This is a genomic window from Pseudarthrobacter woesei (assembly GCF_055412745.1).
The window spans coordinates 205,828-230,585 of sequence record NZ_JBVAYU010000003.1 but is presented as its reverse complement, the minus strand read 5'-3'; the positions used below and the strand labels follow the sequence as shown (position 1 = coordinate 230,585).

At 67.9% G+C, this 24,758-nt stretch carries 26 protein-coding genes; 8 read left to right on the top strand and 18 right to left on the bottom strand.

Annotated features, from left to right (window positions below; translation table 11 throughout):
- Positions 1 to 24: 24 nt before the first annotated feature.
- Together ACZYZE_RS06520 and ACZYZE_RS06515 are read right to left on the bottom strand one after the other, a co-directional pair.
- Positions 25 to 573, bottom strand: coding sequence for a DUF4395 domain-containing protein (locus tag ACZYZE_RS06520; protein ID WP_463906909.1), 549 nt, complete (start codon positions 571 to 573; stop codon positions 25 to 27).
- Positions 574 to 650: 77 nt separating this feature from the next.
- Positions 651 to 1,670, bottom strand: coding sequence for a 3'-5' exonuclease (locus tag ACZYZE_RS06515; RefSeq protein WP_463906908.1), 1,020 nt, complete (start codon positions 1,668 to 1,670; stop codon positions 651 to 653).
- A gap of 160 nt (positions 1,671 to 1,830) precedes the next feature.
- On the opposite strand from ACZYZE_RS06515, the gene ACZYZE_RS06510 reads away from it, so the two are divergent.
- Entirely contained in the window at positions 1,831 to 2,598 is a 768-nt protein-coding gene (locus ACZYZE_RS06510) for a VTT domain-containing protein (RefSeq protein ID WP_459318768.1), read from the top strand.
- Positions 2,599 to 2,697: 99 nt separating this feature from the next.
- Here ACZYZE_RS06510 and rdgB read toward each other — a convergent pair whose 3' ends face one another.
- The 6 genes from rdgB to clpS all read right to left on the bottom strand — a co-directional run bounded on the left by rdgB (position 2,698) and on the right by clpS (position 7,030).
- Positions 2,698 to 3,348: an RdgB/HAM1 family non-canonical purine NTP pyrophosphatase gene (rdgB, locus tag ACZYZE_RS06505; RefSeq protein WP_459318769.1), complete on the bottom strand. Its 651-nt coding sequence runs from the start codon at positions 3,346 to 3,348 to the stop codon at positions 2,698 to 2,700.
- Entirely contained in the window at positions 3,345 to 4,103 is a 759-nt protein-coding gene (rph, locus tag ACZYZE_RS06500; protein WP_463906905.1) for a ribonuclease PH, read from the bottom strand. The genes rdgB and rph overlap by 4 nt, the downstream gene beginning before the upstream one ends.
- Before the next feature lie 30 nt (positions 4,104 to 4,133).
- Positions 4,134 to 4,931 carry an MBL fold metallo-hydrolase gene (locus tag ACZYZE_RS06495; protein WP_463906903.1) on the bottom strand — a complete coding sequence of 266 codons (798 nt, stop codon included), beginning with the start codon at positions 4,929 to 4,931 and terminating at the stop codon, positions 4,134 to 4,136.
- On the bottom strand, positions 4,928 to 6,004 hold the full coding sequence (gene murI, locus ACZYZE_RS06490; RefSeq protein ID WP_463906900.1) for a glutamate racemase: 1,077 nt from the start codon (positions 6,002 to 6,004) through the stop codon (positions 4,928 to 4,930). The genes ACZYZE_RS06495 and murI overlap by 4 nt, the downstream gene beginning before the upstream one ends.
- A 98-nt stretch (positions 6,005 to 6,102) precedes the next feature.
- Positions 6,103 to 6,669 carry a DUF2017 domain-containing protein gene (locus tag ACZYZE_RS06485; protein WP_459318773.1) on the bottom strand — a complete coding sequence of 189 codons (567 nt, stop codon included), beginning with the start codon at positions 6,667 to 6,669 and terminating at the stop codon, positions 6,103 to 6,105.
- Complete coding sequence (gene clpS / locus ACZYZE_RS06480; protein ID WP_459318774.1) at positions 6,662 to 7,030, bottom strand: ATP-dependent Clp protease adapter ClpS; 369 nt, start codon at positions 7,028 to 7,030, stop codon at positions 6,662 to 6,664. Before clpS ends, ACZYZE_RS06485 begins: the two co-directional genes overlap by 8 nt.
- 37 nt (positions 7,031 to 7,067) lie before the next feature.
- On the opposite strand from clpS, the gene ACZYZE_RS06475 reads away from it, so the two are divergent.
- From ACZYZE_RS06475 to ACZYZE_RS06465, 3 genes are all read left to right on the top strand, one after another.
- Entirely contained in the window at positions 7,068 to 8,396 is a 1,329-nt protein-coding gene (locus ACZYZE_RS06475; protein WP_463906898.1) for a nicotinate phosphoribosyltransferase, read from the top strand.
- Positions 8,396 to 9,052: an isochorismatase family protein gene (locus tag ACZYZE_RS06470; RefSeq protein ID WP_463906895.1), complete on the top strand. Its 657-nt coding sequence runs from the start codon at positions 8,396 to 8,398 to the stop codon at positions 9,050 to 9,052. The genes ACZYZE_RS06475 and ACZYZE_RS06470 overlap by 1 nt, the downstream gene beginning before the upstream one ends.
- 132 nt (positions 9,053 to 9,184) lie before the next feature.
- A complete protein-coding gene (locus ACZYZE_RS06465; protein ID WP_463906892.1) occupies positions 9,185 to 9,535 on the top strand; it encodes a hypothetical protein in 351 nt (116 codons plus the stop codon).
- An 11-nt stretch (positions 9,536 to 9,546) separates the two neighbouring features.
- Here ACZYZE_RS06465 and ACZYZE_RS06460 read toward each other — a convergent pair whose 3' ends face one another.
- From ACZYZE_RS06460 to ACZYZE_RS06425, 8 genes are all read right to left on the bottom strand, one after another.
- Positions 9,547 to 11,331 (bottom strand): DEAD/DEAH box helicase, encoded by a 1,785-nt coding sequence (locus ACZYZE_RS06460; RefSeq protein WP_459318778.1) that lies wholly within the window; start codon positions 11,329 to 11,331, stop codon positions 9,547 to 9,549.
- A 253-nt stretch (positions 11,332 to 11,584) separates the two neighbouring features.
- Positions 11,585 to 11,896, bottom strand: coding sequence for a DUF3039 domain-containing protein (locus ACZYZE_RS06455; RefSeq protein WP_459318832.1), 312 nt, complete (start codon positions 11,894 to 11,896; stop codon positions 11,585 to 11,587).
- A 90-nt stretch (positions 11,897 to 11,986) separates the two neighbouring features.
- The gene (gene nagB / locus ACZYZE_RS06450) at positions 11,987 to 12,769 is read right to left on the bottom strand and encodes a glucosamine-6-phosphate deaminase (protein WP_459318779.1); all 783 of its coding nucleotides are present in this window, start codon (positions 12,767 to 12,769) and stop codon (positions 11,987 to 11,989) included.
- 114 nt (positions 12,770 to 12,883) lie between these two features.
- Positions 12,884 to 14,461, bottom strand: a complete 1,578-nt coding sequence (locus ACZYZE_RS06445) for a transporter (protein WP_463906889.1) — start codon at positions 14,459 to 14,461, stop codon at positions 12,884 to 12,886.
- On the bottom strand, positions 14,443 to 15,249 hold the full coding sequence (locus ACZYZE_RS06440; RefSeq protein WP_463906887.1) for an ABC transporter ATP-binding protein: 807 nt from the start codon (positions 15,247 to 15,249) through the stop codon (positions 14,443 to 14,445). Before ACZYZE_RS06440 ends, ACZYZE_RS06445 begins: the two co-directional genes overlap by 19 nt.
- 83 nt (positions 15,250 to 15,332) lie before the next feature.
- Positions 15,333 to 16,433, bottom strand: a complete 1,101-nt coding sequence (locus ACZYZE_RS06435) for an NADH:flavin oxidoreductase/NADH oxidase (protein WP_463906886.1) — start codon at positions 16,431 to 16,433, stop codon at positions 15,333 to 15,335.
- Positions 16,433 to 17,467 carry a tetratricopeptide repeat protein gene (locus ACZYZE_RS06430; RefSeq protein WP_463906884.1) on the bottom strand — a complete coding sequence of 345 codons (1,035 nt, stop codon included), beginning with the start codon at positions 17,465 to 17,467 and terminating at the stop codon, positions 16,433 to 16,435. The genes ACZYZE_RS06435 and ACZYZE_RS06430 overlap by 1 nt, the downstream gene beginning before the upstream one ends.
- A gap of 137 nt (positions 17,468 to 17,604) precedes the next feature.
- On the bottom strand, positions 17,605 to 19,500 hold the full coding sequence (locus ACZYZE_RS06425) for a hypothetical protein (RefSeq protein WP_459318784.1): 1,896 nt from the start codon (positions 19,498 to 19,500) through the stop codon (positions 17,605 to 17,607).
- A gap of 329 nt (positions 19,501 to 19,829) precedes the next feature.
- Between ACZYZE_RS06425 and ACZYZE_RS06420 the strand changes: the two genes are divergently transcribed.
- Positions 19,830 to 20,999 carry an AI-2E family transporter gene (locus ACZYZE_RS06420; protein WP_459318833.1) on the top strand — a complete coding sequence of 390 codons (1,170 nt, stop codon included), beginning with the start codon at positions 19,830 to 19,832 and terminating at the stop codon, positions 20,997 to 20,999.
- Between the two features lie 98 nt (positions 21,000 to 21,097).
- On the opposite strand, the gene ACZYZE_RS06415 is transcribed toward ACZYZE_RS06420, so the two are convergent.
- Positions 21,098 to 21,913 (bottom strand): alpha/beta hydrolase, encoded by an 816-nt coding sequence (locus ACZYZE_RS06415; RefSeq protein WP_463906882.1) that lies wholly within the window; start codon positions 21,911 to 21,913, stop codon positions 21,098 to 21,100.
- A 36-nt stretch (positions 21,914 to 21,949) separates the two neighbouring features.
- Positions 21,950 to 22,318, bottom strand: coding sequence for an Rv1322 family protein (locus tag ACZYZE_RS06410; RefSeq protein ID WP_463906880.1), 369 nt, complete (start codon positions 22,316 to 22,318; stop codon positions 21,950 to 21,952).
- 59 nt (positions 22,319 to 22,377) lie between these two features.
- Here ACZYZE_RS06410 and nucS point away from each other — a divergent pair, with 59 nt between their 5' ends.
- The 3 genes from nucS (at position 22,378) to ACZYZE_RS06395 (ending at position 24,718) form a co-directional block, all read left to right on the top strand.
- Entirely contained in the window at positions 22,378 to 23,073 is a 696-nt protein-coding gene (gene nucS, locus ACZYZE_RS06405; RefSeq protein ID WP_459318787.1) for an endonuclease NucS, read from the top strand.
- 301 nt (positions 23,074 to 23,374) lie between these two features.
- Positions 23,375 to 23,578 (top strand): cold-shock protein, encoded by a 204-nt coding sequence (locus ACZYZE_RS06400; RefSeq protein WP_459318788.1) that lies wholly within the window; start codon positions 23,375 to 23,377, stop codon positions 23,576 to 23,578.
- A 927-nt stretch (positions 23,579 to 24,505) separates the two neighbouring features.
- Positions 24,506 to 24,718: a hypothetical protein gene (locus ACZYZE_RS06395; protein ID WP_463906876.1), complete on the top strand. Its 213-nt coding sequence runs from the start codon at positions 24,506 to 24,508 to the stop codon at positions 24,716 to 24,718.
- The last annotated feature ends 40 nt before the right edge of the window (positions 24,719 to 24,758 follow it).

The window sequence follows — 24,758 nt, the reverse complement described above, 5'->3', positions numbered from 1 at the left end:
TGCCCTTGCGGTGGCCGGCGGCGGTTAAGCGCGCCGGAGCGGGATGTTGTTGCAGGCCTCGCACACGTCGTCGGGGATGAAACCCCGGCGCTGCAGGATGCCGAAGATGGCGCAGCCCAGGCAGAAGCCGGCAAATGATTCGAGGGACGCGGCCACAATCAGGACCGCGAGCAGGATCCAGGCAGCCGGTGCGAGGCCGGCGGCCAGCAGGATGGCCGCCGCGGTGGACATGGCGGCACCGATTCCCTGGGCAAAGCGCTTCGGCGGCCCGGGAACGAGCCGGGTCTTCCCCAGCAGCGGCGTCAGCACCTTGACCGAGAGTATCCCGAAAGGCGAGATCCGCGGGCCGAACAGCAGCCGCAGCCAGAACCCGACGGCGATCACGGCCAGGCCCCAGCCGAAGCCGGTCAGCAGCGTCACCAGAGAGAGCAGCACCACAAGTCCGGCGGTGATCCGGGCGGCGTACTCGTTCACCGGGTTGGGGAACGCGAAGACTTGCCCCCAGTCGATCCCGGCCTGCGGGGCAGGCGCTGGCGCCCGCGGCGCGGAGAGTGCATCCGTCGGTGTGCTCATCATCCAAGGCTACGAGCAGACCCGCGCCGGCGAAATGATTGTTGCGCCGTATGACCCAAGGGCCGTAAGCGGGGTCCTCAGGCGATCGCGGCGGGGGCCACATGGCCGCCCACCATCTGCAGGAATTCACCCTCCGAGATGACCTCGATACGCTGGCCGCGCTCATGCAGATCCAGGACGCGCCGGGCCTTGCCGGTAAGCCGTCCGGAGCGCAGGTCCGCGGCAACGAACCCGTCCCCCACCACGAGGACGGTGGTGCGGGCCGTGACCCGGCTTTCGGGCCTGGCCCCCAGCTCGGCGGAGCGGATCTTCGCCTCCGGCCGGGGCATCACCAGCTCCCCGGTGAACACTACGGTCTGGCCGAACAGCGGGTGCCCCGGTTCTGCCAGGGCGTTCGGCAACGGGTTGGCACCCTCTTCCGGCCAGCCCGGCTGGAACGCGCGGACCGGGGCGGCAGCGTCCGCTCCCGCGGCCAGCGCACCGATGGCCGAATGGCTGGCCTTGGACAGGGGATCATGCAGCGGATCGAAGGCCGGCTGGCGGGACACATTCAGTCCCAGCGACAAGTAGAGTTCGGCGATGCTGCCGGCACCGTTGCGGGCGGCTATGTCGATCAGGATCCCGGCGCACGCCCGGGCGTCCTCTGCCGCGTCGTGGTGATTCACCAGCGGCACGCCGGCCTCCTCGGCCGCATACGGCAGCGAGTTGGACACAAGCGAGTAGCAGCGGCGCGAGAGCATCACCGTGCAGACGTAGTCGTAGGCAGGGCCGGCCAGGCCTGACACTTCCAGTCCGGAGCGGATCACGCCGAGGTCGAAGGCGGCGTTATGGGCCGCCAGCACATCGTCGCCGATGAAGGCGCCGATCTCCGGGAAGATTTCACCGAAGCGGGGCAGGCCCGCAACGTGTTCCGGCCGGATGCCGTGAATCCGGACGTTGTGGTGGTCAAAGCGGTCGTGGTTCTCCGGCGGCCGCATCAGCCAGGAGGCTTCCTCGACGACGACACCGCCGCGGACCTTCGTCAGGCCAACAGCGCATGGTGAACCGCGGAAGCCGTTCGCGGTCTCAAAGTCGATCGCCGTAAAGTCCAAACCCACGCCTCGAACTTTACCGCCGAAATCCGGGCCGGCCCGCATCGCGCCGCCGGCGGTCCCCCGGGCGGTCCCCCGGTTGTCCCCCGACTGTTCCCCGCAGCAGGCGCCGCCGGGAGGCCCGACGGCGGCCGTCTAGTACCCTTAACGGGTGAACCTTATAGCTATGAGTGACTTTGCCGTGTCCGCGATCGGAGGCGCAGGCCCGGTGCAGCCGCACTTGTCCTCGCTCCTGCCCGACTGGCTCAACCCCCAGGTCTTCCTGGCCGACCCGGCGCTGGCGCCTTGGGTGGTCTTGCTGGTCTGCGGCATCATTTTCGCCGAGACGGGGCTGCTGGTCGGCTTCTTCCTGCCGGGTGACTCCATGCTGTTTACGGCCGGACTCCTTGTGGCCACTGGCACCATCCAGTTCAACATCTGGGCCTTCTCGGCGCTGATCATCGTCGCCGCGATTATCGGAAACCAGGTGGGCTACCTGATCGGTTCGAAGGCCGGTCCCGCCATTTTCAACAAGCCCAATTCCAGGCTTTTCAAGCGCGAGAATGTCGAAAGCGCCCACGCCTTCTTCGAGAAGCACGGCGGCAAGGCCCTGATCCTGGCCCGCTTTGTCCCCATCATCAGGACCTTTGTCCCCGTGATTGTGGGCGTCGCCCAGATGGGCAAGCGCAAGTTCTTCCTCTACAACGTCATCGGCGCCGTGCTCTGGGGCGGCGGCGTGACGCTGCTCGGCTACCTGCTGGGCAACAGGGTCCCGTGGGTCCGCGAGAACCTGGACATCATCTTCGTTATCATCGTCCTCGTCTCCGTCGTCCCGATCGGCGTCGAGGTCATCCGCGGCTTCGTTGCCAAGGGCCAGGCCGAGAAGTACGGCACGGACATCGTCGAGGAGTTCATCGAGGAGCACGAGCCCGAAGAAGAACGCAAGACCCCGTAACCCCCGTTCCGGACAAGCCATCCGGCCAAACCGGCCAACAAGGAAGGCGCCCCACAGTGTGGGGCGCCTTCCTTGTTAGTACAGACTGGCCGGCAGCGGCTACCTTCCGGCCAGAGCCGCCACGATGGCCGGCAGCAGCGCCCGGAAGGCCTGGCCGCGGTGGCTGATGGCGTTCTTCTCCGCCGGGCTGAGCTCGGCGCAGCTGCGGTCCAGGCCGCTGGGCTGAAGCACCGGGTCGTAGCCGAAGCCGCCGGCGCCGCGGGGTTCGCGCAGCAGGGTGCCCTCCAGCTGCCCGTACTCGACGATTTCCCGGACCTCCCCCGCCGATGATCCGGGAACGGCCAGCGCCGCGGCGCAGACAAACGCCGCGCCACGGTACTCGTCGGGCACATCGGCCAGCTGGTCCAGCAGCAACTGCAGGTTCGCGGCGTCGTCCCCGTGCCGTCCTGCCCAGCGTGCCGAGAAGATCCCCGGCGCGCCGCCGAGCACATCCACTGCCAGCCCGGAGTCGTCGGCGATCGCCACGAGACCGGTGGCCCGGGCCACCGCGCGTGCCTTCAGCAGCGAGTTTTCGGCAAACGTCACGCCGGTCTCGGCGACGTCGGGCGCACCGACGGCGCCGGCGTCCACCACCTGGGTGTCGACGTCGAGACCGGGCACCTGCCCGCGGAGCAGCTCGCGGAGCTCCCTGAGTTTGCCCTTGTTATGCGTGGCGAGGACCAGAACGGGCGCGGGAACGCCGCCTGTCACGGGGCTTCCGCCAGGGTTTCGCGCTGGATGGCGGCGAGCTCCTCCGTGCCCAGCAGGGCCAGGTCCAGCAGCTTGTTGAGCTCGTCACGGTCGAACGGGGCGCCTTCGGCGGTGCCCTGGACTTCGACGAACTTGCCGGAGCCGGTGACGACCACGTTCATGTCGGTCTCGGCGCGGACGTCCTCGACGTAGGGCAGGTCCAGCATCGGGATGCCGTCGATGATGCCGACGGAGACTGCGGCGATGGTGTCGATCAGGGGCTGGGCGTTGCGGGCGAGCATCTTGTTCTCGCGGGCGAAGCGGATGGCCTCGGCCAGTGCCACGTACGCGCCGGTGATGGCGGCGGTGCGGGTTCCGCCGTCGGCCTGCAGGACATCGCAGTCCAGCACGATGGTGATCTCGCCCAGTGCCTTCGTATCGATGATGGCGCGCAGCGAGCGGCCGATCAGCCGGGAGATCTCGTGCGTGCGGCCGCCGATCTTGCCTTTCACGGACTCGCGGTCGGAGCGGGTGTTGGTGGCGCGCGGGAGCATGGCGTATTCGGCGGTGACCCAGCCGCGGCCCTCCCCCTTGAGCCAGCGCGGGACGCCCTCGGTGAGGGACGCCGTGCACAGCACCCGGGTGTTGCCGAACTCGATCAGGGCCGATCCTTCGGCCTGCTTGGACCAGCCGCGGGTGATGCTGATCGGCCGGAGCTGGTCCGGGGTGCGGCCATCGGCGCGGATGATGGGGGCAGTAAGTGCTTCGGAAGTCATGCCTTTAGCTTATCGACTCGGGGCACCGGCTCAGATCGTGTAGTGCACGCCTGCCACGGCCACGGCCACGTCCCGGCCGAAAACCTGCTTCGCTTCGGCCATGACGGTCGTCGGCGAGGTCCAGACCGGGATGTGGGTCAGCAGGAGCCGCCGCGCGCCGGCGGCTTCCCCGGCTTCGCCGGCCCGCTTGCCGGTCAGGTGCACGTCTTTGATGCCGTCGTCGCGGCCTTCCTCGAAGGCCGCTTCGCAGAGGAACAGGTCAGCGTCGCGGGCTGCGTCTTCCAGGCCGCTGCAGGAGTCCGTGTCCCCCGAATAGCTCAGGACGCGGGTGACGGGGCTGCCGTCCTTGCCCGGCTCGGTGACGTCCACGCGCAGCGCATAGGCCTCCTCCACCGGGTGGTTCACGGCGTACGGGGTCACGGTGAAGGGACCCATGGTCACGGGCTTCCGTTCCGCCCAGTTGCTGAAGTCGAATTCCTCGTGCATGCCCGGGTCCAGTTCCAGCCCGTAGGCGGTGGCCATCCGGTCCGCGGTCGCCGCCGGCCCCCAGACCGGAATCCGGCCCCGGCCCCAGCCGCCCGGCTTCCAGCGCACCGCCACATGGAGCCCGCACAGGTCCATGCAGTGGTCCGGGTGCAGGTGGGTCAGGAAAATGCCGTCAATGTCCTCGAGATCCGTGTAGCGCTGGATCGCGCCGAGCGCCCCGCTGCCGAGGTCCAGGACGATCTTCCAGTTCCGCTCGCCGTCGTTGGCGGTCAGCAGATAACACGACGCCGGCGAGCCGGGGCCCGGAAAGGATCCGGTACAGCCCACGATGGTCAGCTTCACAGGCCAGGCCCCCGCAGGGAGGCGGTGTGGGAGGCGGCATGGGAGGCGGCATGGGAGGCGGCATGGGAGGACGTGGCCACGAAGTTGGAGATCCGGGGACGGCCGGCGCCGGCCTGCGCGGCGGCGAGCATTTCGGGGGTGATCCTGGCCAGGCTGCCCGTGGGGTATTGGGCGGCCACGTGGTCCACCTGGCGGACGCTGAGGACCTCGGGGCCGAGGAAGCGGCGGGCCAGGTGCTCGAACTGGGCCGCGTCGCCGGTGGCGATGAAGTTGTGGGCCGGGGCGGCGGCGTCCGTCCGCTCCAGACCCCGGGAGGCCAGCGCACGGTAGACATCCTTGGCCGTCTCCTCGGCGCTGGAGACCAGGGTGACGTCCTCCCCCAACACGAAGGAGATGACGCCCGTGAGAAGCGGGTAGTGGGTGCAGCCCAGCACCACGGTGTCCACACCGGCGGCCCTGAGCGGTTCCAGGTACTCGCGGGCTACCGCCAGAAGCTCCGGTCCGGTGGTGATCCCGGCTTCCACGTAGGACACGAACGCGGGACAGGCCACGGACGTGATGTGCAGGTCCGGGGCGGCCGCGAAGGTATCCTCGTAGGCCCGCGACCCGACCGTGGCCGAGGTGCCGATCACGCCGATCCGGCCGCTGCGGGTGGCCGCGACGGCACGCCGGACAGCAGGCTGGATGACCTCGATCACGGGAATTCCGTAACGGGCGGTGTAGCGTTCCCGGGCGTCGCGCAGCACGGCGGCGGAGGCCGAGTTGCAGGCGATCGTCAGCAGCTTAACGCCGGAATCCACCAGCTCGTCCATCACGCCCAGGGCGTTGGCCCGGACTTCGGCGATGGGAAGCGGGCCGTAGGGGCCGTTGGCGGTGTCGCCGACGTACAGGATGGATTCGTTCGGCAGCTGGTCGATGATGGACCGGGCCACGGTGAGTCCGCCGACGCCCGAATCGAAGACACCGATGGGCCGCGATCCCACCTGGCTGGCGGTCTGGCTGGCGGCGGTGCTGCTCGCTGGGGAGTCCGCAACAGCTCCCGCTGCCGGATCCATGCTCGATGCTGAAGTCATGATTATTCGAGGATAGGGCTTAGCCACGGGTGCGGGCATCACATTGTGTTGTCCGACTCATGTCTAATTTGTCACATCCCGTGAGCGGAGGCGCCGGCTCAGCTGCGTGGTTCCAGCGAGGCCAGCATGGCCTGGACCAGGGATTCCTGCAGCCAGGTGGTGAAGTTGTAGACAAGGGCCAGATAACTTTCGACGTCCTCGGCCTGGGACCAGTCCTGCATGAGGTGGACATGCTCGGCGTCCGCATCATCGCGGATGTCGAGGCGTTCGGCGAGCACCAGGCGCACATCGTTCAGGGCGGTGGACCAGTGCCGGGCATCGGCGGGGGTGAGGACCAGTTCGTCCTTGTCCAGCCCCAGCGAGGCGGCCTTCAGGGCGCCGATCTTGTTTTCCCGCAGCGAGCGTTCCGTGTACCGGCGGAACTCCAGGGACGCGTCGTCGTCGTTCTTCATGACATTCGGCAGCAGCCGCCGCAGGGCGCGGTCCGAGGGTTCGCGCGCCTCCGTATCGAGTCCGACGAGCGCGGCGAGGGGGTCCTGGTTAGCCCGTTGCTCCGGCTCCAGCATGGAGATGACGTCATCGAAGAGGCTGCGCAGCAATTCGCGTTCAGCGGTCTCCAGGTAGCCGGTGACGCCCTTGAGCCCGTATTTGAATGCCTTAGCCACGTTTTCCCTTGCCCTTGCCTGATCCTGTGCCGTCGCCGCCGCCGGTCGCCTTCTCCACGGTGGCCCAGAGGCCGTAGCCGTGCATCGCGACGGCGTGCTGCTCCACCTGCTCCTTGCTGCCGTGCGCCACGATGGACCGCCCCTTTTTGTGGACCTCCAGCATGAGCTTGTTGGCTTTCGCCTCCGAATAGCCGAAGTAGCTGCGGAACACGTAGCTCACGTAGCTCATCAGGTTCACGGGATCGTTCCAGATCACAAGGTTCCAGGGGATGTCCGGGGCGGTCAGGACGTCGGTGGACGCCGCTGTTCCGGTTTGGGTGCCGGCCTGGGTGTCCGGGCCGAGCGCAACGCTGAGGGTCATCTGTCCATTCTATGGGGATGCGCACTAGAGTGAATTCGTGAGTACCTCAGCTGGCTGGGACCGCCCCCGCACGTCCCTGTACACCGATCACTACGAGCTGACCATGCTGCAGGCCGCGCTGCATTCGGGCGCCGCCCACCGCAAGTCGGTGTTCGAGGCCTTTGCCCGACGCCTGCCGGACGGCCGCCGCTACGGGATTGTGGCCGGAACCGGCCGCCTGCTGGAAGGCATCGCGGACTTCCGCTTCGGCGGCGCCGAGATCGACTTCCTCCGCCGCACCAAAGTGGTCAACGAGGAGACCCTCGAGTACCTGGCCGGCTTCTCCTTCTCGGGCGATATGTGGGGCTACCCGGAGGGCGAGGCGTACTTCCCGAACTCCCCCATCCTTATTGTTGAATCAACGTTCGCCGAAGCCTGCATCCTCGAGACCTACATCCTCTCGATCCTCAACCACGACAGTGCAATCGCCTCGGCGGCCTCGCGAATGATCACCGCGGCCGGCAGCCGGCCGTGTGTGGAAATGGGCTCCCGCCGGACCCAGGAGGAGTCCGCCGTCGCGGCCGCCCGTGCCGCGATCATCGCCGGCTTCGACAGCACCTCCAATCTGCAGGCCGGCCTGCGCTACGGGCTCAAGACCGTGGGTACCGCCGCCCACTCCTTCACCCTGCTGCACGATACCGAGCGCGAGGCCTTCGAGGCCCAGATTGCCTCGATGGGTGCCGGCACCGCACTGCTGGTGGACACCTACGACGTCGAGGCGGCGGTCCGGACCGCCGTCGAACTGGCCGGCGACAAACTGGGCGCGGTGCGCCTGGACTCCGGGGACCTCGTGGCGCAGGCGCAGTGGGTCCGCCAGCTGCTGGACGGGCTGGGAAATGAGCGCACCCGGATTATCGTCACCTCCGACCTGGACGAATTCGCCATCGCCGCACTTCAGTCCGCCCCGGTGGACTCCTACGGCGTCGGCACTTCCCTCGTGACCGGCTCCGGCGCCCCGACGGCGAGCATGGTCTACAAGCTGGTCAGCCGCACGGACGACGCCGGCGAGTTCGTCCCGGTGGCCAAGGCCGCCAAGAACAAGACGAGCAAGGGCGGGCGCAAGTACGCGCTGCGTAAGCTCAACGAACGCGGCACGGCCAGCCAGGAGATCGTGGGCATCGGCCACCGCCCGGAGGACGACGGCAACGACCGTCCGCTGCTGCAGCAGTTCATCAAGAACGGCGAACTCCTGCCGGGCTGGACCGGAGCGGAGGGCGTCGTGCGCGCCCGCCAGCGCCATGCCGACACCATGAAAGAGCTTCCTGCTGTGGTCAACCGGCTGCAGCGCGGCGAAGCAGCCATCCCCACCATCTACGAGGAGAACTGATGTCCCGCGCCCTGATCATCGTCGACGTCCAGAACGATTTCTGCGAAGGAGGCTCCCTGCCCGTCGACGGCGGGGCGGAGCTCGCCGGCGCGATCAGCGAATACGTCGACGCGCACCACAGCCAGTTCGACCACATCGTGGCCACCCAGGACTGGCATGTCGATCCGGGCGAGCATTTCTCCGAGAAACCGGACTTCGTCGACAGCTGGCCGAAGCACTGCGTCGCCGGCACCCACGGCGCCGAACTGCACCCGGACCTCGACACGGAATACATCCAGGCCTACTTCCGCAAGGGCCGGTTCACGGCCGCCTACTCGGGTTTTGAAGGCCTGCTCGCCCCGGACGATGCCGTCCCGACCGGCGACCGGAAGCCCGGCGCCATGCCGGTATCCGGCGGTGCCCCCGGCGGTGACCTCGACGTCGAGGCCCTGGCCGGCGAGGACGCGATCGGGCTCGACGACTGGCTGCAGAGCCACGACGTCGAGGACGTGGTGGTCGTCGGGATCGCTACCGATCACTGCGTCAAAGCCACCGCGCTCGACGGCGTCCAGGCCGGCTACTCCGTCACGGTGCTCCGCGACTTGACCGTGGGGGTCGCAGGGGACCTCGAAGACGCCGTCGCCGAGATGGAACTCGGCGGCGTCGACATCGCGTAGGCGCCTGCAAGTCCCGCCGGATGCCGGATTGTGGCGGCGTCCGGCCGTGACGCTTGACCGGAAAACAGCGCCCTCACAGTAGACTCAAAACCCTTGCCAGATCGTCTGACCCGTAGAACCCCGGAGTAAACCATGAAGAAGACCCTCACCGTCCTGATCGTTGCCGGGGCCCTGCTCGGCGCCGCCGGCTGCTCCGCCGCCCCGCAGCTGAGCAACGAGGAAACCTGCACCCGGATCCAGGGCGTCGGCGCAGGCCCGACGTCCAACGCGGACAAGGCAGGGATGATTCGTCTCGCCAATCGGCTGCGGCCCATCGAGGTGACTTCCTCCGATGAGCTGAAGGCTCCCTTGCGTTCCATCATTGAATTCCTGGACGAGTCGGCGAAGTCCGACCCGGATTCCGCGAAGCTTGAGGAGCTGCAGCCCAAGTACACCGCTGCCGGCCAGACCCTCGGCACTACCTGCGGCGGCGGCGGGCAGTAGCCCGCAGCACGCTACTTCCGGCCGATGAACCAGTCCTGAAGCTTCCGCAACCGGGTCTGCAGCTGCTCCTCGTTGGCCTGTGCCACGGGCGGGCCGCCGCAGACAGTCCTGAGTTTGGTGTGGACTACTCCGTGCGGGGTGCCCGTCCGCGCGGACCACGCCGCCACGTTCTTGGCCAGCTCAGTGCGCAGGTCCATCAGCATGCGGTGGTCCGGCACGGCCGCGGCGGCCGGCGGGGCGCCGGCCTGCGGGGCGCGGGCGTTCTTTCGGTTCAGCTGTTCGTGCTGGCGCTGGCGCAGCAGCGTGCCGACCTGTTCGGCGTCGAGCAGGCCGGGGATCCCGAGGAAGTCGAGCTCGTCCTCCGAGCCCACCTCGCCGCCGGTGCCGAACTCGCCGCCGTCGAACAGGACCCGGTCAAAGGACGCCTGCGAATCCAGCGCCTCGAACTTGCCCTTCGTGAGCGAATCGGAGGCCTTTTCCTCGCGGTTCGCCTCGTCCATGAGCGAGTCCTCGGGATTGAAGAGGCCGTCGCCGTCTTCCTTCTCCGGACGGTCCAGGGCATGGTCGCGCTCTGCCTCCATCGAGTTCGCCAGCGCCATCAATGTGGGAACGGACGGCAGGAAGACCGACGCCGTCTCGCCGCGCTTGCGGGCACGCACGAAGCGTCCCACGGCCTGGGCAAAGAACAGCGGCGTGGAGATCGACGTCGCGTAGACGCCGACGGACAGCCGCGGGACGTCCACGCCTTCGGACACCATCCGGACCGCCACCATCCAGCGCTTCTCGCTGGCGGTGAACTCCTCGATCTTGCTGGAGGCCTTGGCATCATCGGACAAAATGACGGTGGGTGATTCGCCGGTGATCTTTTTCAGCTGCCCGGCGTAGGCACGCGCGTCGTCGTGGTCGGTGGCGATGACCAGGCCGCCGGCGTCGGGGACGGTGCGGCGCACCTCGCTGAGGCGCTTGTCGGCCCCGGCGAGGACGGCCGGAATCCATTCACCTGCCGGGTTCAGCGCGGTGCGCCAGGCCTGCGCCGTGATGTCCTTGGTGACGGCGGATTCGCCGAGCGACGCCGCCATTTCCTCGCCGCCGCTCGTGCGCCAGCGCATCTGCCCGGAGTAGGCCATAAACATGACCGGGCGGACCACATGGTCGCGCAGCGCCTTGCCGTAGCCGTAGGTGTAGTCGGCCTTGGACCGCCGGATGCCGTCGCGGTCCTCGGCGTATTCCACGAACGGGATCGGCGACGTGTCGGAGCGGAACGGCGTCCCGGTCAGGGAGAGCCGGCGGGCCGCGGGCTCGAAGGCCTCGCGGAGACCGTCGCCCCAGGACAGCGCCTCGCCGCCGTGGTGGATTTCGTCCAGGATAACCAGTGTGCGGGCGGCCTCGGTCTTGGCCCGGTGCAGCATCGGTTTGCTGGCCACCTGCGCGTACGTGACTGCGACGCCGACGAAGCCGCGGCCGTGCTGTCCGTCGGCGTTCTTGAAGTTCGGATCGATGGCGATGCCCACCTTGGCGGCGGCATCGGCCCACTGCCGCTTGAGGTGGTCGGTGGGCGCCACAATGGTGACGCGGTTGACGGCGCCGGCGTCAATCAGCATGGAGGCCACACGCAGCGCGAAGGTGGTCTTACCGGCGCCCGGCGTTGCCACCGCCAGGAAATCCTTGGGGTGGGTGCTGAAGTAGCTGTCGAGGGCTTCCTGCTGCCAGGCCCGGAGTTTGGGGGCGGTGCCCCAGGCGGCCCGCTCGGGATACGCGGGAGGCAGCGTGGGTCCGCCAAAGAGTGTTTCTGTCACTTAGGTGCCCTCCATTCCGCGTACCGCTGCTGCTGCCGGAGAAACCCAATTAAGCACAAAAACACCAATCTTTTTTCGGATGAACCGTTGGCAAACACCGGTCGGCACGGACCTGACCACATTCACCGGGTGAACAGCGCACCCCGGGACACCGGCACGCGCCAGGTGCACGCTCGTCAGGCGCACGCGATGCCAGGGCGGCCGCAGCGCGGACCCGACGACTGGATGCGCCAGTTGCCGGGCTGCGTGGCCGCTATTTGTCGCCGGAGCCTTTGCCGCCGCCGTCTTTGCCCGGGCGGAGTCCGTCGTAAACGTCTTTGCATTCGGGGCACACGGGGAATTTCTTAGGATCACGTCCGGGAGTCCAGACCTTGCCGCAGAGGGCAATTACAGGCTCGCCGGACAGCGCGGATTCCATGATCTTTTCCTTGCGCACATAGTGCGAGAAGCGCTCCCGGTCACCGGGTTCCACTTCCTGGCGCAGTTCCTCGCGCTCGATCGTGGCCGTCGATGTCCCGGCTCCGGAGAGCTCGCGCATCGGGTCGTTTTCGAGGGGATCGGTCATGCTGTTCATGAGACCCATCTTAGCCGCTGGAACGGACAGAAATGCGACGGGACGGAGACGGTATCGCGACAGTATCGTGACGGCCGGCCCTTAAAGCCCCTGCCACGAGGGCTTGTTGTCATAGCTGTGCCGGTAGTAATCGGCGAGCCGCAGCGAGGACGCGGCCGCCTCATCCAGCAGGATCGTGGCGTGCGGATGCAGTTGCAGCACGGAGGCGGCACAGATCGCGGCGACGGGCCCCTCCACGAGGTCGCGTACGGTTTGGGCCTTCTGCGCGCCGGTGGCAATGAGGATCACATGCCGGGCATCCAGGATGGTTCCGAGCCCCTGGGTGAGGACGTGGTGCGGGACCTCGGCGAGGCTGCCGAAGAACCGTGCATTGTCCCGGCGTGTCTGCTCGATCAGGGTCTTGATCCGGGTCCGCGACGCCAGGGATGAAGCAGGCTCGTTGAAACCGATGTGGCCGTCCGTACCGACGCCGAGGAGCTGCAGGTCCACACCCCCGGCGTCGCGGATGGCGTCCTCATAGGCCCGGCATGCCGCGGGGATGTCGTCGGCCGCGCCGTCGGGGCTGTGCACATTGGCCGGGCTGATGTTGACCCGCTCGGTGAATTCGCGCCGGATCACCTCGCGGTAGGACTCCGGGTGGCCCGGCGGCAGCCCCACGTACTCGTCCAGGGCGAACCCGCGGGCCTGGCTGAAGTCCAGCCCGTCCCGCTCGTGCCGCAGCGCCAGTTCGTGGTAGACCGGCAACGGCGAGGACCCGGTGGCGAGGCCCAGGACGGCCCCGGGTTTGCGCCGGAGCAGCACCTCGATTGCGTCCGCCGCGAGCGAGGCGATCGGCTTGCTGCCGGAGAGAATGACGATTTCCATGGCCCTGCCTTTGCAGTTGTGCGTTACCGGCAGGCTATCCCAGTCCTGGCCCCGGTGCCCGCGCCCCGGCGCCCGCGCTTCCAGTGCCCGCGCCTCCGGTGCCGTCAGGTCCGGTCAGCGGTTGACGGCCAGCTGGGCCAGCAGTTCCGGCCCGCGCGATTCCAGCCATTTTCCGCCGAGCCGGACCCCGCCGACGAACAGCGCCAGCCCCAGGGCCGGACCGAGCACCAGATTGATCCAGCCGGCCACCGGGCTGCCGGTGATCAGCTGCACTGCCATCAGGGCTGCCTCGGGCGCCACGAGCAGCAGGAGCACCCCCATGCCGCCAAACTGCACCGCCATCGTCTGGGCCACGTTTCCCGGCGGCTTTTTGAAGGGGCTGTCGCCGGGTAGCGGCACCGCCACGGTATAGCGCGCCGAGACCACCGAGGACAGGCCCAGCCCGCTGAACAGCATCCCAAGGGACAGTCCGAGAACTCCCGGCAGCAGCTCCCAGTCGCCGCCGAAAAGGAACGGAAGGACACTGAACGCCAGCACCACGGGCAGGGCGAAGATCAGGCACGACAGCGCACGTCCCAGCCGGTCATGGACGCCGCGGACGCCCGTGGACAGGTGCAGTGCGAACGCAGTGTTGTCGTAGGAGACATCCGAGGAGATGGACCAGGCGAGCAGGAAGGCGGTCAGCGGGCCCACGAAGAGGAACATTCCGTAGTTCCCGCTCTGGCTGGCATGGAACAGCAGCAGGACAGGCAGCAGCGGGACGACGACGAGGGACCCGGCGTAGCGCGGGTCCCGCAGCCAGTAGATCAGGGAACGGGCGGCGACAGCCCCGGTCGGCGTCGCCGGGAACAGCCCAAAGAGGCCAAGGCCCGCGGCTTTCTTCTTGGCGGTGGCGGCGTAGGGCGGGGTGACGAGGGCCCGCTGGAGCAGGAGTTTCCAGCACAGCGCGAGGCCGGCCAGGGTGGCAAGCGCGATCAGGAACTTGAGCGCCGCGGAGCCGTAGCTGCCGGCGGCAACATCGCCGCCGAGGGACCAGGCCGCGCCGGCCGGGGTCCACGACAGCGTGCGGGCCAGTCCGGCCAGGAAATCACCGGAGCCGGCGATCCCCTCGGCGATCCCGGCCACGATGGGTCCCATCAGCACCAGCGGGATCAGGAAAGCGACGGCGCTGGCGTCCTTGAAGCGGCGTGACCCGGCGAGCCCGGCGGTGGCGGTGGCGGTGGTGACCACCCTGGACAGGACAATGCAGCTCAGCACGCCAAGGCACGCCCCCACCAGGGCGCCTGCCGCTGCGGGAAGGCTCCGGGACCAGGTACCCACGGTGGCGAGCGCCACGAGGGAGGTGGCGACGCCGGGGATGCCGATCAGTCCGCCGAGGGCCAGCCCGGCCAGCAGGTGCGGCATGGGCACGGCCGAGGTGGTGAACCGTGCCGGATCGAGCGTCATGTCCGCGGAGGAGGCGGCCACCGGAATGATCGCCCAGCCCAGCAGCGCCGCGGCACCGCCCAGCACCACAACCGTCTGCGCCAGCGCGACGTCGGCCTCGCGCAGGAACAGCAGGCCGCTGACAGAGAGCCCGACGAGGCCCAGCGCGTACAGCGCTCCGATCCCGAGGCCCACCAGCTGCCAGGGGCTGCGCCGGACACCGTTGCGCAGCAGGGTGAGCTTGAGCCTTAGAAGGTGCGCAACCATTCCAGCCCTTCCGTGTGGTTGCGGCCGCCGACCAGCTGGACGAAGCGGTCTTCGAGGGACTGCCCCGCGCGGACCTCGTCCACGGTGCCGGCAGCTAGCACCCGCCCGGCGGCGACGACAGCGACGTGGTCACACATCCGCTGGACCAGGTCCATAACGTGGCTCGAGACGATGACGGTTCCGCCGGACGCCACGTAGCGGTCCAGGATGTCGCGGATATTCGCGGCGGACACGGGGTCCACGGATTCGAACGGCTCGTCGAGCACCAGCAGCCGCGGCGCATGGATCAGCGCGGAGGCGAGCGCGATCTTCTTCGTCATGCCGGCGGAGTAGTCCACCACGAGGGTGCCGGCGTCCTGGCTGAGGTCCAGGGCGGCGAGCAGTTCCTTGACCCGGGATGACACCACGTCCCTCTCCATGCCGCGCAGCAGCCCGGCATAGCTCACCAGCTGTTCACCGGTCAGCCGGTCAAAGAGCCGGACGCCGTCGGGCAGGATCCCCATCAACTTCTTGGCTTCCAGGGGGTGCTGCCAGACATCCACACCGTGCACCAGCGCCGTGCCGAACTCGGGCCGGAGCAGTCCCGTGGCCATAGACAGGGTGGTGGTCTTGCCTGCCCCGTTGGGGCCGACGATCCCGTAGAAGGAGCCGGCCGGTACGTCCAGGCTGATGCCGTCGACGGCGATCTTGTCGCCGAAGCGCTTGGCCAGCCCGCGCAGGGACAAGGCAGGAACCGGCGCCGACGGCGGGTTCCCGGGGGCATGAGGATCCGGTTGCTGATAAGTCATGTCGTTAGGCTAACTGCTTCGGCGTGTGAACACGATCGTCCGGCAGGCGTACCCCCACCGTCCTCCGCAAGGCGTAGGAACTCCTAGAACGTGTGCCGGGGGACGGCCCGCTCGTACTGCGGCGGCCACCCAAGTTCTTGCCCCAGCTCAAAAGCGGCGCGCAGCCACCAGTGCGGGTCGCGCAGCGCGGCGCGGGCGATGAACACGCCGTCCGCCTGCCCGGTGGCAACGGCGTGCTCGGCCTGGCCGGCCGAGGTCAGCATCCCGACGGTGCCGGTCCGGACGCCGGTTTCGCGCCGGATCCGGGCGGCGAACCCCGTCTGGTAACCCGGGCCCACCGGAATCTGCTGGTGCGCCACGGCGCCGCCGCTGGAGACGTCCACGAGGTCCACACCGTGTTCGGAGGCGGCCCTGGCCATTCGGACCGAGGCCTCGGCATCGATGCCGCCCTCGGCCCAGTCGGAGGCGGAAATCCGCAGCAGCAGCGGCATGGAGTCAGGAATGACGTCCCGGACCGCGTCCACCACGGCGAGGGTGAGCCGGTTCCGGCCCGCCTCATCGCGGCCCCAGGCGTCGGTGCGGTCGTTGACGAGGGGACTCTGGAACTGGTGAAGGAGGTAGCCGTGGGCGCCGTGGATTTCAATCGTGTCGAAGCCGGCACCGACGGCCCGCACCGCGGCGGCGGCGAAATCGGCGATCACGCCGTCGATCTCCTCGACGGTCATGGCCGCAGGCGCCGCATAACCGTCAAAGGCGCCGGCGCCGGGTCCCACCGTGTCCCAGCCGCCCGCGGACGCAGGGACGGTGCCCTGCTTCCCGGAGAACGGCCAGTAGGAGGACGCCTTCCGGCCGGCGTGGGCCAGCTGGGTGCCGATCTTGGTGTCCGCGGTTCCGCGGCGGTGGACGAAGGCGGTGATCCGCTCCCACGCGGCCGCCTGGTCATCGTTGTACAAGCCGGCGTCGCGGGGGCTGATCCGGCCGGCGGCGTTCACGGCGGCCGCCTCGGTGAGGATGAGGGCCGCTCCCCCGGTGGCGAAGGAGCCCAGGTGCATGAGGTGCCAGTCGTTGGGCACACCTTCCCCGGTCTCGGCCTCGCAGCTGTACTGGCACATCGGCGAGACCCAGCCGCGGTGCCGCAGCCGCAGGGATCGCAGGTCCAGCGGCGTGAAGAGGGCAGACCCCATCAGAAGAGCACCCGGGCCAGGTTCTGGCGGGCCTTCGCGACGCGGTCGTCGTGGATCCCCACGACGTCGAACAGCTCCAGCAGCCGGATCCGGGCCGTTTCCCGTTCGGGACCGAAGTTCCGCCCGATGTAGGCGACAATCCGGCCGAGGCCGTCCTCGACGTGCCCGCCGGCGACGTCAAGATCCGCGACGTCAAGCTGGGCGTCCAGGTTGTCCGGCTCATCGGCGGCCTGCTGGCGGAGCGCATCGGTTTCCGCGCCCGAGAGCGGCTGGAGGCGGCCCATAAGTTCCACCTGCGCGAGTCCGGCCTTGGCTTCGGCATCGGCCGGCATTTCCAGGAGCGCCTGGCGGTAGGCCGCGGCAGCAGCGGCGTAGTCGCCCGCTTCGATGGCGTCGAACGCCTTCTGGTGCAGGGGCGGCAGGGGCGGGGCCTCCGGCTCGCCGGTGCCCGGCCCGCCCGCGTCGATGCGGCCGGTCACGCCGTTCGCGGCGGCAACTTTGAGCAGCTCGTCGAGCAGGCTGCGGATCTGCTGTTCCTCCGCGCCGCCCTGGAACAGGGGCACGGGCTGGCCCTTCACGACGGCCACGGCGGTGGGCACGGCCTCGACCTGGAACGCCTGCGCGAGCTGCGGGAATGCCTCGACGTCGGCCGAGCCCAGGACCAGCCGGCCGTCGTAGCCGTCAATGATCTGCTCAAGGACGTCAACGATCCCGTCTGAGCCTGGCGAGGAACCCGACCAGAGGGCAATGACCACGGGAACCTGGGCGGAGAGCTCCACCAGTTCCTGGAAATTGGCCTGCGTGACGTCCACCCGCAGCGGACGTCCCGGGTGGCCCGCCGCGTCGGCGCCGTCGTCGGCACCTGCTGCGGGACCTGCTGCGGGTGCGGCAGGGACACCGCCACCGGGACCGCCCGGGACGGCAGGCGCCGGCGGCGCGGGGCGCTGTTTGAGCGAGGAAAGGTCGACGGCGCCACGCAGGTTTAGAAGGTTGGCGGCAGCGGGGGGAACCGGGCGGGAAGCTGGCGAAGTCATAGCTCCACTCTAGCCACTGCGGTCCCGGCCCATGCCAGTGGGTCCGCTTCCAGCGAAACAGAAAAGACCGGGCCATTGCGGCCCGGCCTCTCCTTCTATGCTGCTGTCACGTCACTGCCATGTCGCTGCCGGGCGTCTTACTTGAAGCTTGCCCCGACAAGTCCGCGGGTGGCGGCCACCAGCTTCATCGGATCCTTGGAGCCGGCCGGCGGGATGTAGACGGCCATCGTCTCGGCGAAGTTCAGCACCATGCCGGTGCTTGTCTCCTTGCCGCCTGCCAGGGCAGCGGCGTCGTCGCCGATCGTCAGCTTGTCGCCCGAGGCCTTGGGGGAGCCGTCGAACCCGAAGTCCAGGCGGCCCAGGGCCAGCGCGCCGCCGTCGGCGGTACGGAACACCACGGTGCTCTCCGGGACCACCTTGTGGGTGAAGGCAAAGGTGCCGTTCACCCCTGAGCTGACCGCGTCGGCCTGGTAGGCGAGGGTGTCCGCGATATATGGGGAGGACTGGCCCTCCACGAGCTTGTCCTTGAACGCGGATTCGGCGTTGGTCAGGCGGTCGCCCAGCCCGGCCAGTGCTTCCTCTCCGCTGTAGAGCAGTCCCGACTTGTCTCCGGGCGCGAGGGTCTCGGTGCCGCCCCTGGCGATGCCCGGGAACGTTGTGCCCGGCTGCAGCGGAGTGGTGCCCACGAGCTTGTAGTTCTCCCGCGGGGACGCCTGGGTCAGGGTGAGCAGCTGGGGAACAACGTTGCCCTCGCCCTGTGTCACGGCCATGACCGAGCGGGGCCAGCTGCGCTTCGTGGTGACCACCGTGGTCAGGAGCTTCGTGGCGCGGACAGGCATCCTGGCCTCGTAGGAGCCGACCTCGGACCGGATTTTGTAGTTTTGAGTGCGGACCTCAAGTTCGGGCGGCGCCACGCGGGGCTCGAGCTTGCTGGCATCCTTGGCCGCGTCACCGGCGTCGACCGCGCTGGAAACCTGCTCGAGGATCCGGCGGAACTGGGCATCGACCAGCACCGGTGCGTCGGGCGCCTTCTCCGCCGCGGCGGAAGCGGATCCCGACGGCGACGCGGACGACGTGCCCGGCGACGGCGCGGGTGTCTGGCTGGCCTGTGCGGCCACGCCCGTAGCGGCGACGGCAGTGGCCGTCAGGACGGCGACGACCACGCCCGGGCGGCGCAGCCGCCGGGCGGCCGTTGACTGCTGCTGGGCCGTGTTGGCTTCAGGCGTGTCCTTCGGGACCGGCTTCCCCTGCGGGCGGCCCCCGGGATCCACCGCCGGGATGGCCGAGGTGGCGCCGGCAGAATTCCGGGCCTCATTTCGGGCACCGGCGCGGGCGGCAGCCCTGGCCTGCGCGCGGCGGGCAAACAGGCTGCCGGTGGAGCCGCCGTCGCCGGGTTCATTGGTGCCGGTGCCCTTCGGGGTACCGGCCCTTGGCTTGAGGGCCAGGAGTGCAGCACCGGCCAGGATCAGCAGGCCGCCCACCACCATAAAGGGGATGGCCCACGGCGTGGACGTGTCATTGGGGAAGGTCATGGTGATCGACGTCGGAGCGGGCTTGGTGCCGTCCGCCGCGAGCAGCAGCGACCAGTCGCCGTCGGCCGGCGGGGTCCAGGAGTACTTCATTTCGCCGCTGGCGTTCTCGGTGGTAACCCACAGATCGGAGCCGGCGGGCGAGGGAGCCGTGGCTTCGCCCTCGGAATGCGTTAGCTGCAGTGCCTTGCCGTCCTCAGAGACCCCGGAGACGGTGTTGTGGGCGGTCTTGCCGACCCATGCCGCCACGTCATCCGGCCGGCCGGAAGCCAGCAAAAAGCTGCCCTCCCCCTTGACATTGATCTTTACGGTGCCGCCATGCAGCGTGCGCAGCTTCTCGTCGAAAACGGTCAGCGGTGCGGCGGTGGCACCGGTCGGTGCGGTAGCCGTGACGGTCTCGGCCGGAGCCCAGAATGTCTTCTGGCCGATTCCGGCCAGCAGTGTCAGGAGGCCGAGCAGCACTAGTGCAACTGCAGTCTTGAAACGCAAAATATTACCTATCATCAGCGGACACGTAGCTTTAATAGTAACCGTTTTGTTACCGAAGAGTCAGATCGGGCGGTTTGTCAACCCCCTCCGCGACACCCGCGCGGGCCGCTCACCCGTGCGCTGGCACGGCTGCTGATAGTGTTTGCGGTGATCATCACACCCTGGCCGTGACCGCGGCTACGCAGGGGATAACCAGAGGATAAAGGGCTTTCGACGCAGTGACTGAACACACGGATTCGTCCCCCTCGGGACAGAATGAAAGCCAGGAATCCGGTAGCAAGGAACGCGGTCCGCGGGATCAGGGCTCCAACCGCCGGCGTGCACTGGCAGGAATCCTGAACTCGATGGCCCACCGCTTGCGCCAGCCCCTGCCGGGTGCACAGCCCCGGCTCCGTTTCGAGATGCCGCCTGAGGAACACGACGAGGCCACCGCGGAGAGCGGCACCGGCACCCGTTTCGGCGACCCAGGACCGCGGATGTCCGCCCAGCACCCCCTCTACGTCGGGTTCATGGGAACCGTCGGCGTCGGAATGGCACTGCTCGTCTACTGGATCGGCTCCAACACAACGCAGCTCCTGCTGTGGATCGTGGCCGCTCTTTTCATCGCCCTGGGACTGGACCCTGTGGTGCGCTGGCTGGAGGGCAAGAAATTCCCCCGGGCCGCAGGCATCGTGGTGGCTGTTTCCGCCCTGGCGCTGGCCGTGGCGGGCTTCTTCGCCACACTGATTCCCACGATCGTCCAGCAGGTCACCCAGATCGTGCAGGAAGCGCCGCGCTGGATCACGGAGTTCATCAACTCGGATTTCTTCCGCAGCATCGACAACCAGTTCGGGGTGCGGGAACGCATCACCCAGGAACTCCAGAAATTCGTCAACAACCCGGAAGCCATGGGCGGCATCTTCGGCGGCGTTGTCGGCTTCGGTTCCACCCTGGCAAACGGCCTGTTCGGAACGCTGATCGTGCTGGTCCTGAGCCTGTACTTCCTGGCCGCGCTGCCTGCCATGAAGAAGTGGGGTTACCGGCTCGCCCCGCGGTCCCGCCGTCCGCGGGTCGAGGCCCTGGCCGAAGAGATCACCGGTTCGGTCGGAAACTACGTGATCGGCCAGGCCGTCGTCGCCCTGCTGAACGCCACCTTTGCCTTCATCGTGATGTCGATTGTGGGCGTTCCCTTTGCCGTGTTGCTCGCCTTCGTGGTGGCCCTGCTGGCCTTTATTCCCCTGGTCGGCGGCATGATTGCCGGCGTCATTGTGTCGTTGATTGCCTTGACCGCAGGGTGGCAGACGGCCGTGGTCTACGCCATCTGCTACTTCGCCTACCTGCAGTTTGAGGCCTACTTCATCTCGCCGCGGATCATGCAGAAGGCCGTCGCGGTGCCGGGCGCCGTCGCCGTCATCTCGGTTATCGCCGGCGGCAGCCTGCTCGGCGTGCTGGGTGCGCTGATCGCCATCCCCACGGCCGCAGCGATCATGCTGCTCGTCAAGGAGCTCTTCATCGTGCGCCAGGACAAGCACTGACCCAGGCCATGGCCCCGCGGTTACGGATACCGCACCGTTGTCGGACGGCCGCTACGTGGATCCACGTGGCGGCTGTCTTTTTTCATAGCGGATTTCCCTCAGACGTGCGCCGTGGCGACGGGTCCGTCCCATTCCTGCGGCAGCACGGCAGCTGTTCCGCCAGCACCGCCGGAACCGCCCGGCAGCACCTCGTCCACGATCTCGTTGAGCACCCGGCCGGCGTACTTCTCCCCCACCCACAGGTGCTTGGCGCCGTCGACCCCGAGGACGCGGGCCTGGGGAACCAGGCTGAACCGTTCCGTGGCGGCAGCCGGCTGCAGGTAGTCGTCATGCTCCGGGACCAGCACCTTCAGGGGCTTGCCCGAGGCGGCCCATTCCTTCAAGTGCACATCGGTGGCGCGGTGCAGCGGGGGCGAAAGCAGGATGGCGCCCTCGATCTCTGATGCCACCGGCTCCGAAGCCCCGTACATCAGCGCCAATTCGGTGCCGAAGGACCAGCCGACGAGCCAGCGGTTCGGCAGGCCGCGATCGACGGCGAATTTCACGGCCGCCTCGACGTCGAGACGTTCCCCGATGCCCTCCTCGAACGTTCCGTCGCTGGTGCCGCGGGGCGATCCGGTGCCGCGGGTGTTGAAGCGGAGCACGGCGATGCCGGCCAGCGCGGGAAGCCGGTATGAGGCTTTGCGGTAGACATGCGAGTCCATGAAGCCGCCGTGCGTAGGCAGCGGATGCAGCGTGATGAGGGTTGCCTGCACCTCGCCGGACTCCGGGAGGGCCAGCTCACCCACCAGCCGGTGGCCGTCGCCGGTGCGGAGCTCCACATTCTCGCGGTGTGCCGGGAGCACGGTGGAAGCACGGATTGCGGTGGGTGCGGAAGGCTGGCTGAAGACGTACGACGCCGGGTCAAAGCTCATGCTGTCCAGCTTAGCGAAACCGCTTAGCGATACCGCTTAGCGATACCGGTAGCTGCGCGACGTCCAGCAGTTCGAATGCCAGTGCCGCCGCTCCGCCAGGCCGGCGGCGGTGCCGAAAAGATGATCCTCGGACCAGACGACGAGGTGGGCCACACCGGGCAGCACCGCCGTCGAACAGCCGGGGCAGATGTACGTTTTTTCGGCCCTGCCGGCCGTGATCGGCCGGACCATCCACTCCCCGTCCGGGGCGCTCTCCCGGCGCGCAAAACCCGAGCGGGCGCGTTCCAGGTCAAGCTCCGGCACCGGGCCGCCCCTCGCTCCGGGCTTAGGTGCTTTACCGGACGGGGCCTTACCGGCAACTGCTCTGCCGGAAACGGCTCGGCGGGGACGGTTGGAACGGGGCATGCCTCCATTCTGCCCCAGTTCGGATGCCTGCTCCGCCTCCAGACGGTAGTGTTGACCGGGTGCGTTTAGTCATAGCCCGTTGCTCCGTTGATTATGTTGGCCGGCTCAAAGCCCATCTCCCGTTGGCCACCCGGCTCTTGTTGGTCAAGGCTGACGGTTCCGTCCTGGTCCATTCCGACGGCGGATCCTACAAGCCGCTGAACTGGATGAGCCCGCCGGCGTCCCTGCGTGTGTCCACGCCGGAAGACGTAGATGTTGAGCTCGGCGTCATCGAGCAGTGGACCGTCCAGTCCGCAAAGACCGATGACCGGCTCATCATCAACATCCATGAACAGCTGCACGACACCTCCCATGAGCTGGGCCAGGATCCCGGCCTGATCAAGGACGGCGTCGAGGCGGACCTGCAGCGGCTGCTGGCCGACCAGATCGAGCTCCTCGGCACCGGGTTCTCGCTCATCCGCCGCGAGTATTTCACCGCGATCGGCCCCGTGGATATCCTGGCCCGGGACGCCACCGGCGCCACCGTGGCCATCGAACTCAAGCGCCGAGGCGACATCGACGGCGTCGAGCAGCTCACGCGGTATCTGGAGCTGCTGAACCGCGATCCCCTGCTGGCACCGGTGCGCGGGATCTTCGCCGCCCAGCAGATCAAGCCCCAGGCCAAGGTCCTCGCCAACGACCGCGGCATCGGCTGCGTCACCCTCGACTATGACGCCATGCGCGGGGTCGATGACAGCGAGTCAAGGCTCTTCTAACGACTTGCACCGCGAGTGATGTACCGCAGGTAATTTGCAGCGGACAAGGTTCATCCGTTCTTTGTACAAAATTTATGGAATTCTCCGCCGCCCCCGTTGACCTGACGCAACTGGCATGAAATTCTTATACGAGTCTTTGTGTAGGTGTATTTTCATGCTCGCAAGACATGTTGCGAGCGTGAAGCTCCTGCCGCCCAAGCCCGGTTTATCCGGACCCACAGCCAGGGTTCTTCTCGCAGAGTGACCAAGTCCGGCACGAGGTGTGCCGGACTTAAACAAGATCCATAACGAGGAGAAATTCATGGCACAGGGAACTGTCAAGTGGTTTAACGCTGAAAAGGGCTTCGGCTTCATCACCCCGGACGACGCCGATGGCGATATCTTCGTTCACTACTCTGAGATCCAGACCGGCGGCTTCAAGACCCTCGACGAGAACGCCCGCGTTCAGTTCGAAGTCGGCCAGGGCGCCAAGGGCCCGCAGGCTACCGGCGTAACGCTGGTCTAGTTCGGCGCAGCGGCACTGCCTTTGGCAACTTCCGCGCAGAAATGATCCCCGGCATTCGTGCCGGGGATCATTTTTTGGCGTTGGTGGACCGTCCGCACATTGTCCGGTGACGCATAGCTGGCCGCCGCAGTGAGCTATATTGCTGCCCGGCATTGACCGGAGGGGACGCCGCCAGCGCACGAGGGCTGGTGCAAAGTCGTGGCGGGTCCGGCAGACGACGTCGTCACGCCGCGCGGGTGGGGTTTTGACGTCGCGCGGGTCGCGGTTTTTCCGCGCCTTTGTCATCGCAGGTCAAACCAAAAGTCACTGCCATGGAGGGGTCCCCGGGCTCCGGCACGACGCTCCCGCCCAGTTGCTTCCACGCGCACTGGGCCGCACCCGCGGAATCCCGCGGTTTCGTGGGGCTGATGCGCGTTCCGGAACCGGGCAACTGGGCTGGAACGTCGGCGCCCGGGGAGTGAGGACGTACGCAGGAACCCCGCCAAGACCAACGAGATCACCCGCGGTAAGAACCTGGTGGACACTATCGAGAACCTGGCAGGCGTGGTGGTTACGGCATGTGCGATGCGCACCCAACGCTCCCACGCGGACTACCTCCACAACCATGGATCTTCCTGTCTTAGCTGACGTAATTTCAGGTTAGGACTGAACGGGTCGCCAAGGATGGCCGCTATGGGGGTCCCCGGGGCTCCAGCACGACGCTCCCGCCCAGTTGCTTCCACGCGCACTGGGCCGCACCCGCGGAATCCCGTGGTTTCGTGGGGCTGATGCGCGTTCCGGAGCCGGGCAACTGGGCTGGAACGTCGCCGCCCGGGGAGTGAGGACGTACGCAGCAACCCCGCCGCTGAGCATGCTCAGCGGCGGGGTTCGTGGTTGGGCATGCTCAGCGGCGGGGTTCGTGATTGCGGGCCGGTTATTCGGGGCATAGTGGTTGCGGGGCGGCCGCCATGGCAGCGATTCGCCAAAGATGGCCGGGATGACGGTCTCATACCGGCCATCTTTGTCGAATGGGCGCCCGCCACGTGCGCCCGCCAGTTGTCCCCGGGCCTGACATACCTGGACGACAAGTCGATGGTGCGCCGCGGCAACGCGCCCCGGCTCATGGTCTCGCTGCGGAACCTCGCCATCAGCACCGGATAGCCAAAATCGCCAACATCCCCAAAGCCACCAGAATCAAGCC

What these genes read in the sequence shown, in the direction of transcription:
- nagB (WP_459318779.1), bottom strand. Translation starts at nt 12,769, where the DNA reads ATGGAAATCGTCATTCTCTCCGGCAGCAAGCCGATCGCCTCGCTCGCG.
- ACZYZE_RS06420 (WP_459318833.1), top strand. Translation starts at nt 19,830, where the DNA reads ATGGCCCACCGCTTGCGCCAGCCCCTGCCGGGTGCACAGCCCCGGCTC.
- ACZYZE_RS06435 (WP_463906886.1), bottom strand. Translation starts at nt 16,433, where the DNA reads ATGGGGTCTGCCCTCTTCACGCCGCTGGACCTGCGATCCCTGCGGCTG.
- ACZYZE_RS06520 (WP_463906909.1), bottom strand. Translation starts at nt 573, where the DNA reads ATGAGCACACCGACGGATGCACTCTCCGCGCCGCGGGCGCCAGCGCCT.
- ACZYZE_RS06455 (WP_459318832.1), bottom strand. Translation starts at nt 11,896, where the DNA reads ATGACCGATCCCCTCGAAAACGACCCGATGCGCGAGCTCTCCGGAGCC.
- rph (WP_463906905.1), bottom strand. Translation starts at nt 4,103, where the DNA reads ATGACTTCCGAAGCACTTACTGCCCCCATCATCCGCGCCGATGGCCGC.
- ACZYZE_RS06415 (WP_463906882.1), bottom strand. Translation starts at nt 21,913, where the DNA reads ATGAGCTTTGACCCGGCGTCGTACGTCTTCAGCCAGCCTTCCGCACCC.
- ACZYZE_RS06425 (WP_459318784.1), bottom strand. Translation starts at nt 19,500, where the DNA reads ATGATAGGTAATATTTTGCGTTTCAAGACTGCAGTTGCACTAGTGCTG.
- ACZYZE_RS06410 (WP_463906880.1), bottom strand. Translation starts at nt 22,318, where the DNA reads ATGCCCCGTTCCAACCGTCCCCGCCGAGCCGTTTCCGGCAGAGCAGTT.
- ACZYZE_RS06510 (WP_459318768.1), top strand. Translation starts at nt 1,831, where the DNA reads ATGAGTGACTTTGCCGTGTCCGCGATCGGAGGCGCAGGCCCGGTGCAG.
- murI (WP_463906900.1), bottom strand. Translation starts at nt 6,004, where the DNA reads ATGACTTCAGCATCGAGCATGGATCCGGCAGCGGGAGCTGTTGCGGAC.
- ACZYZE_RS06465 (WP_463906892.1), top strand. Translation starts at nt 9,185, where the DNA reads ATGAAGAAGACCCTCACCGTCCTGATCGTTGCCGGGGCCCTGCTCGGC.
- ACZYZE_RS06400 (WP_459318788.1), top strand. Translation starts at nt 23,375, where the DNA reads ATGGCACAGGGAACTGTCAAGTGGTTTAACGCTGAAAAGGGCTTCGGC.
- clpS (WP_459318774.1), bottom strand. Translation starts at nt 7,030, where the DNA reads ATGACCCTCAGCGTTGCGCTCGGCCCGGACACCCAGGCCGGCACCCAA.
- ACZYZE_RS06440 (WP_463906887.1), bottom strand. Translation starts at nt 15,249, where the DNA reads ATGACTTATCAGCAACCGGATCCTCATGCCCCCGGGAACCCGCCGTCG.
- ACZYZE_RS06470 (WP_463906895.1), top strand. Translation starts at nt 8,396, where the DNA reads ATGTCCCGCGCCCTGATCATCGTCGACGTCCAGAACGATTTCTGCGAA.
- ACZYZE_RS06445 (WP_463906889.1), bottom strand. Translation starts at nt 14,461, where the DNA reads ATGGTTGCGCACCTTCTAAGGCTCAAGCTCACCCTGCTGCGCAACGGT.
- ACZYZE_RS06430 (WP_463906884.1), bottom strand. Translation starts at nt 17,467, where the DNA reads ATGACTTCGCCAGCTTCCCGCCCGGTTCCCCCCGCTGCCGCCAACCTT.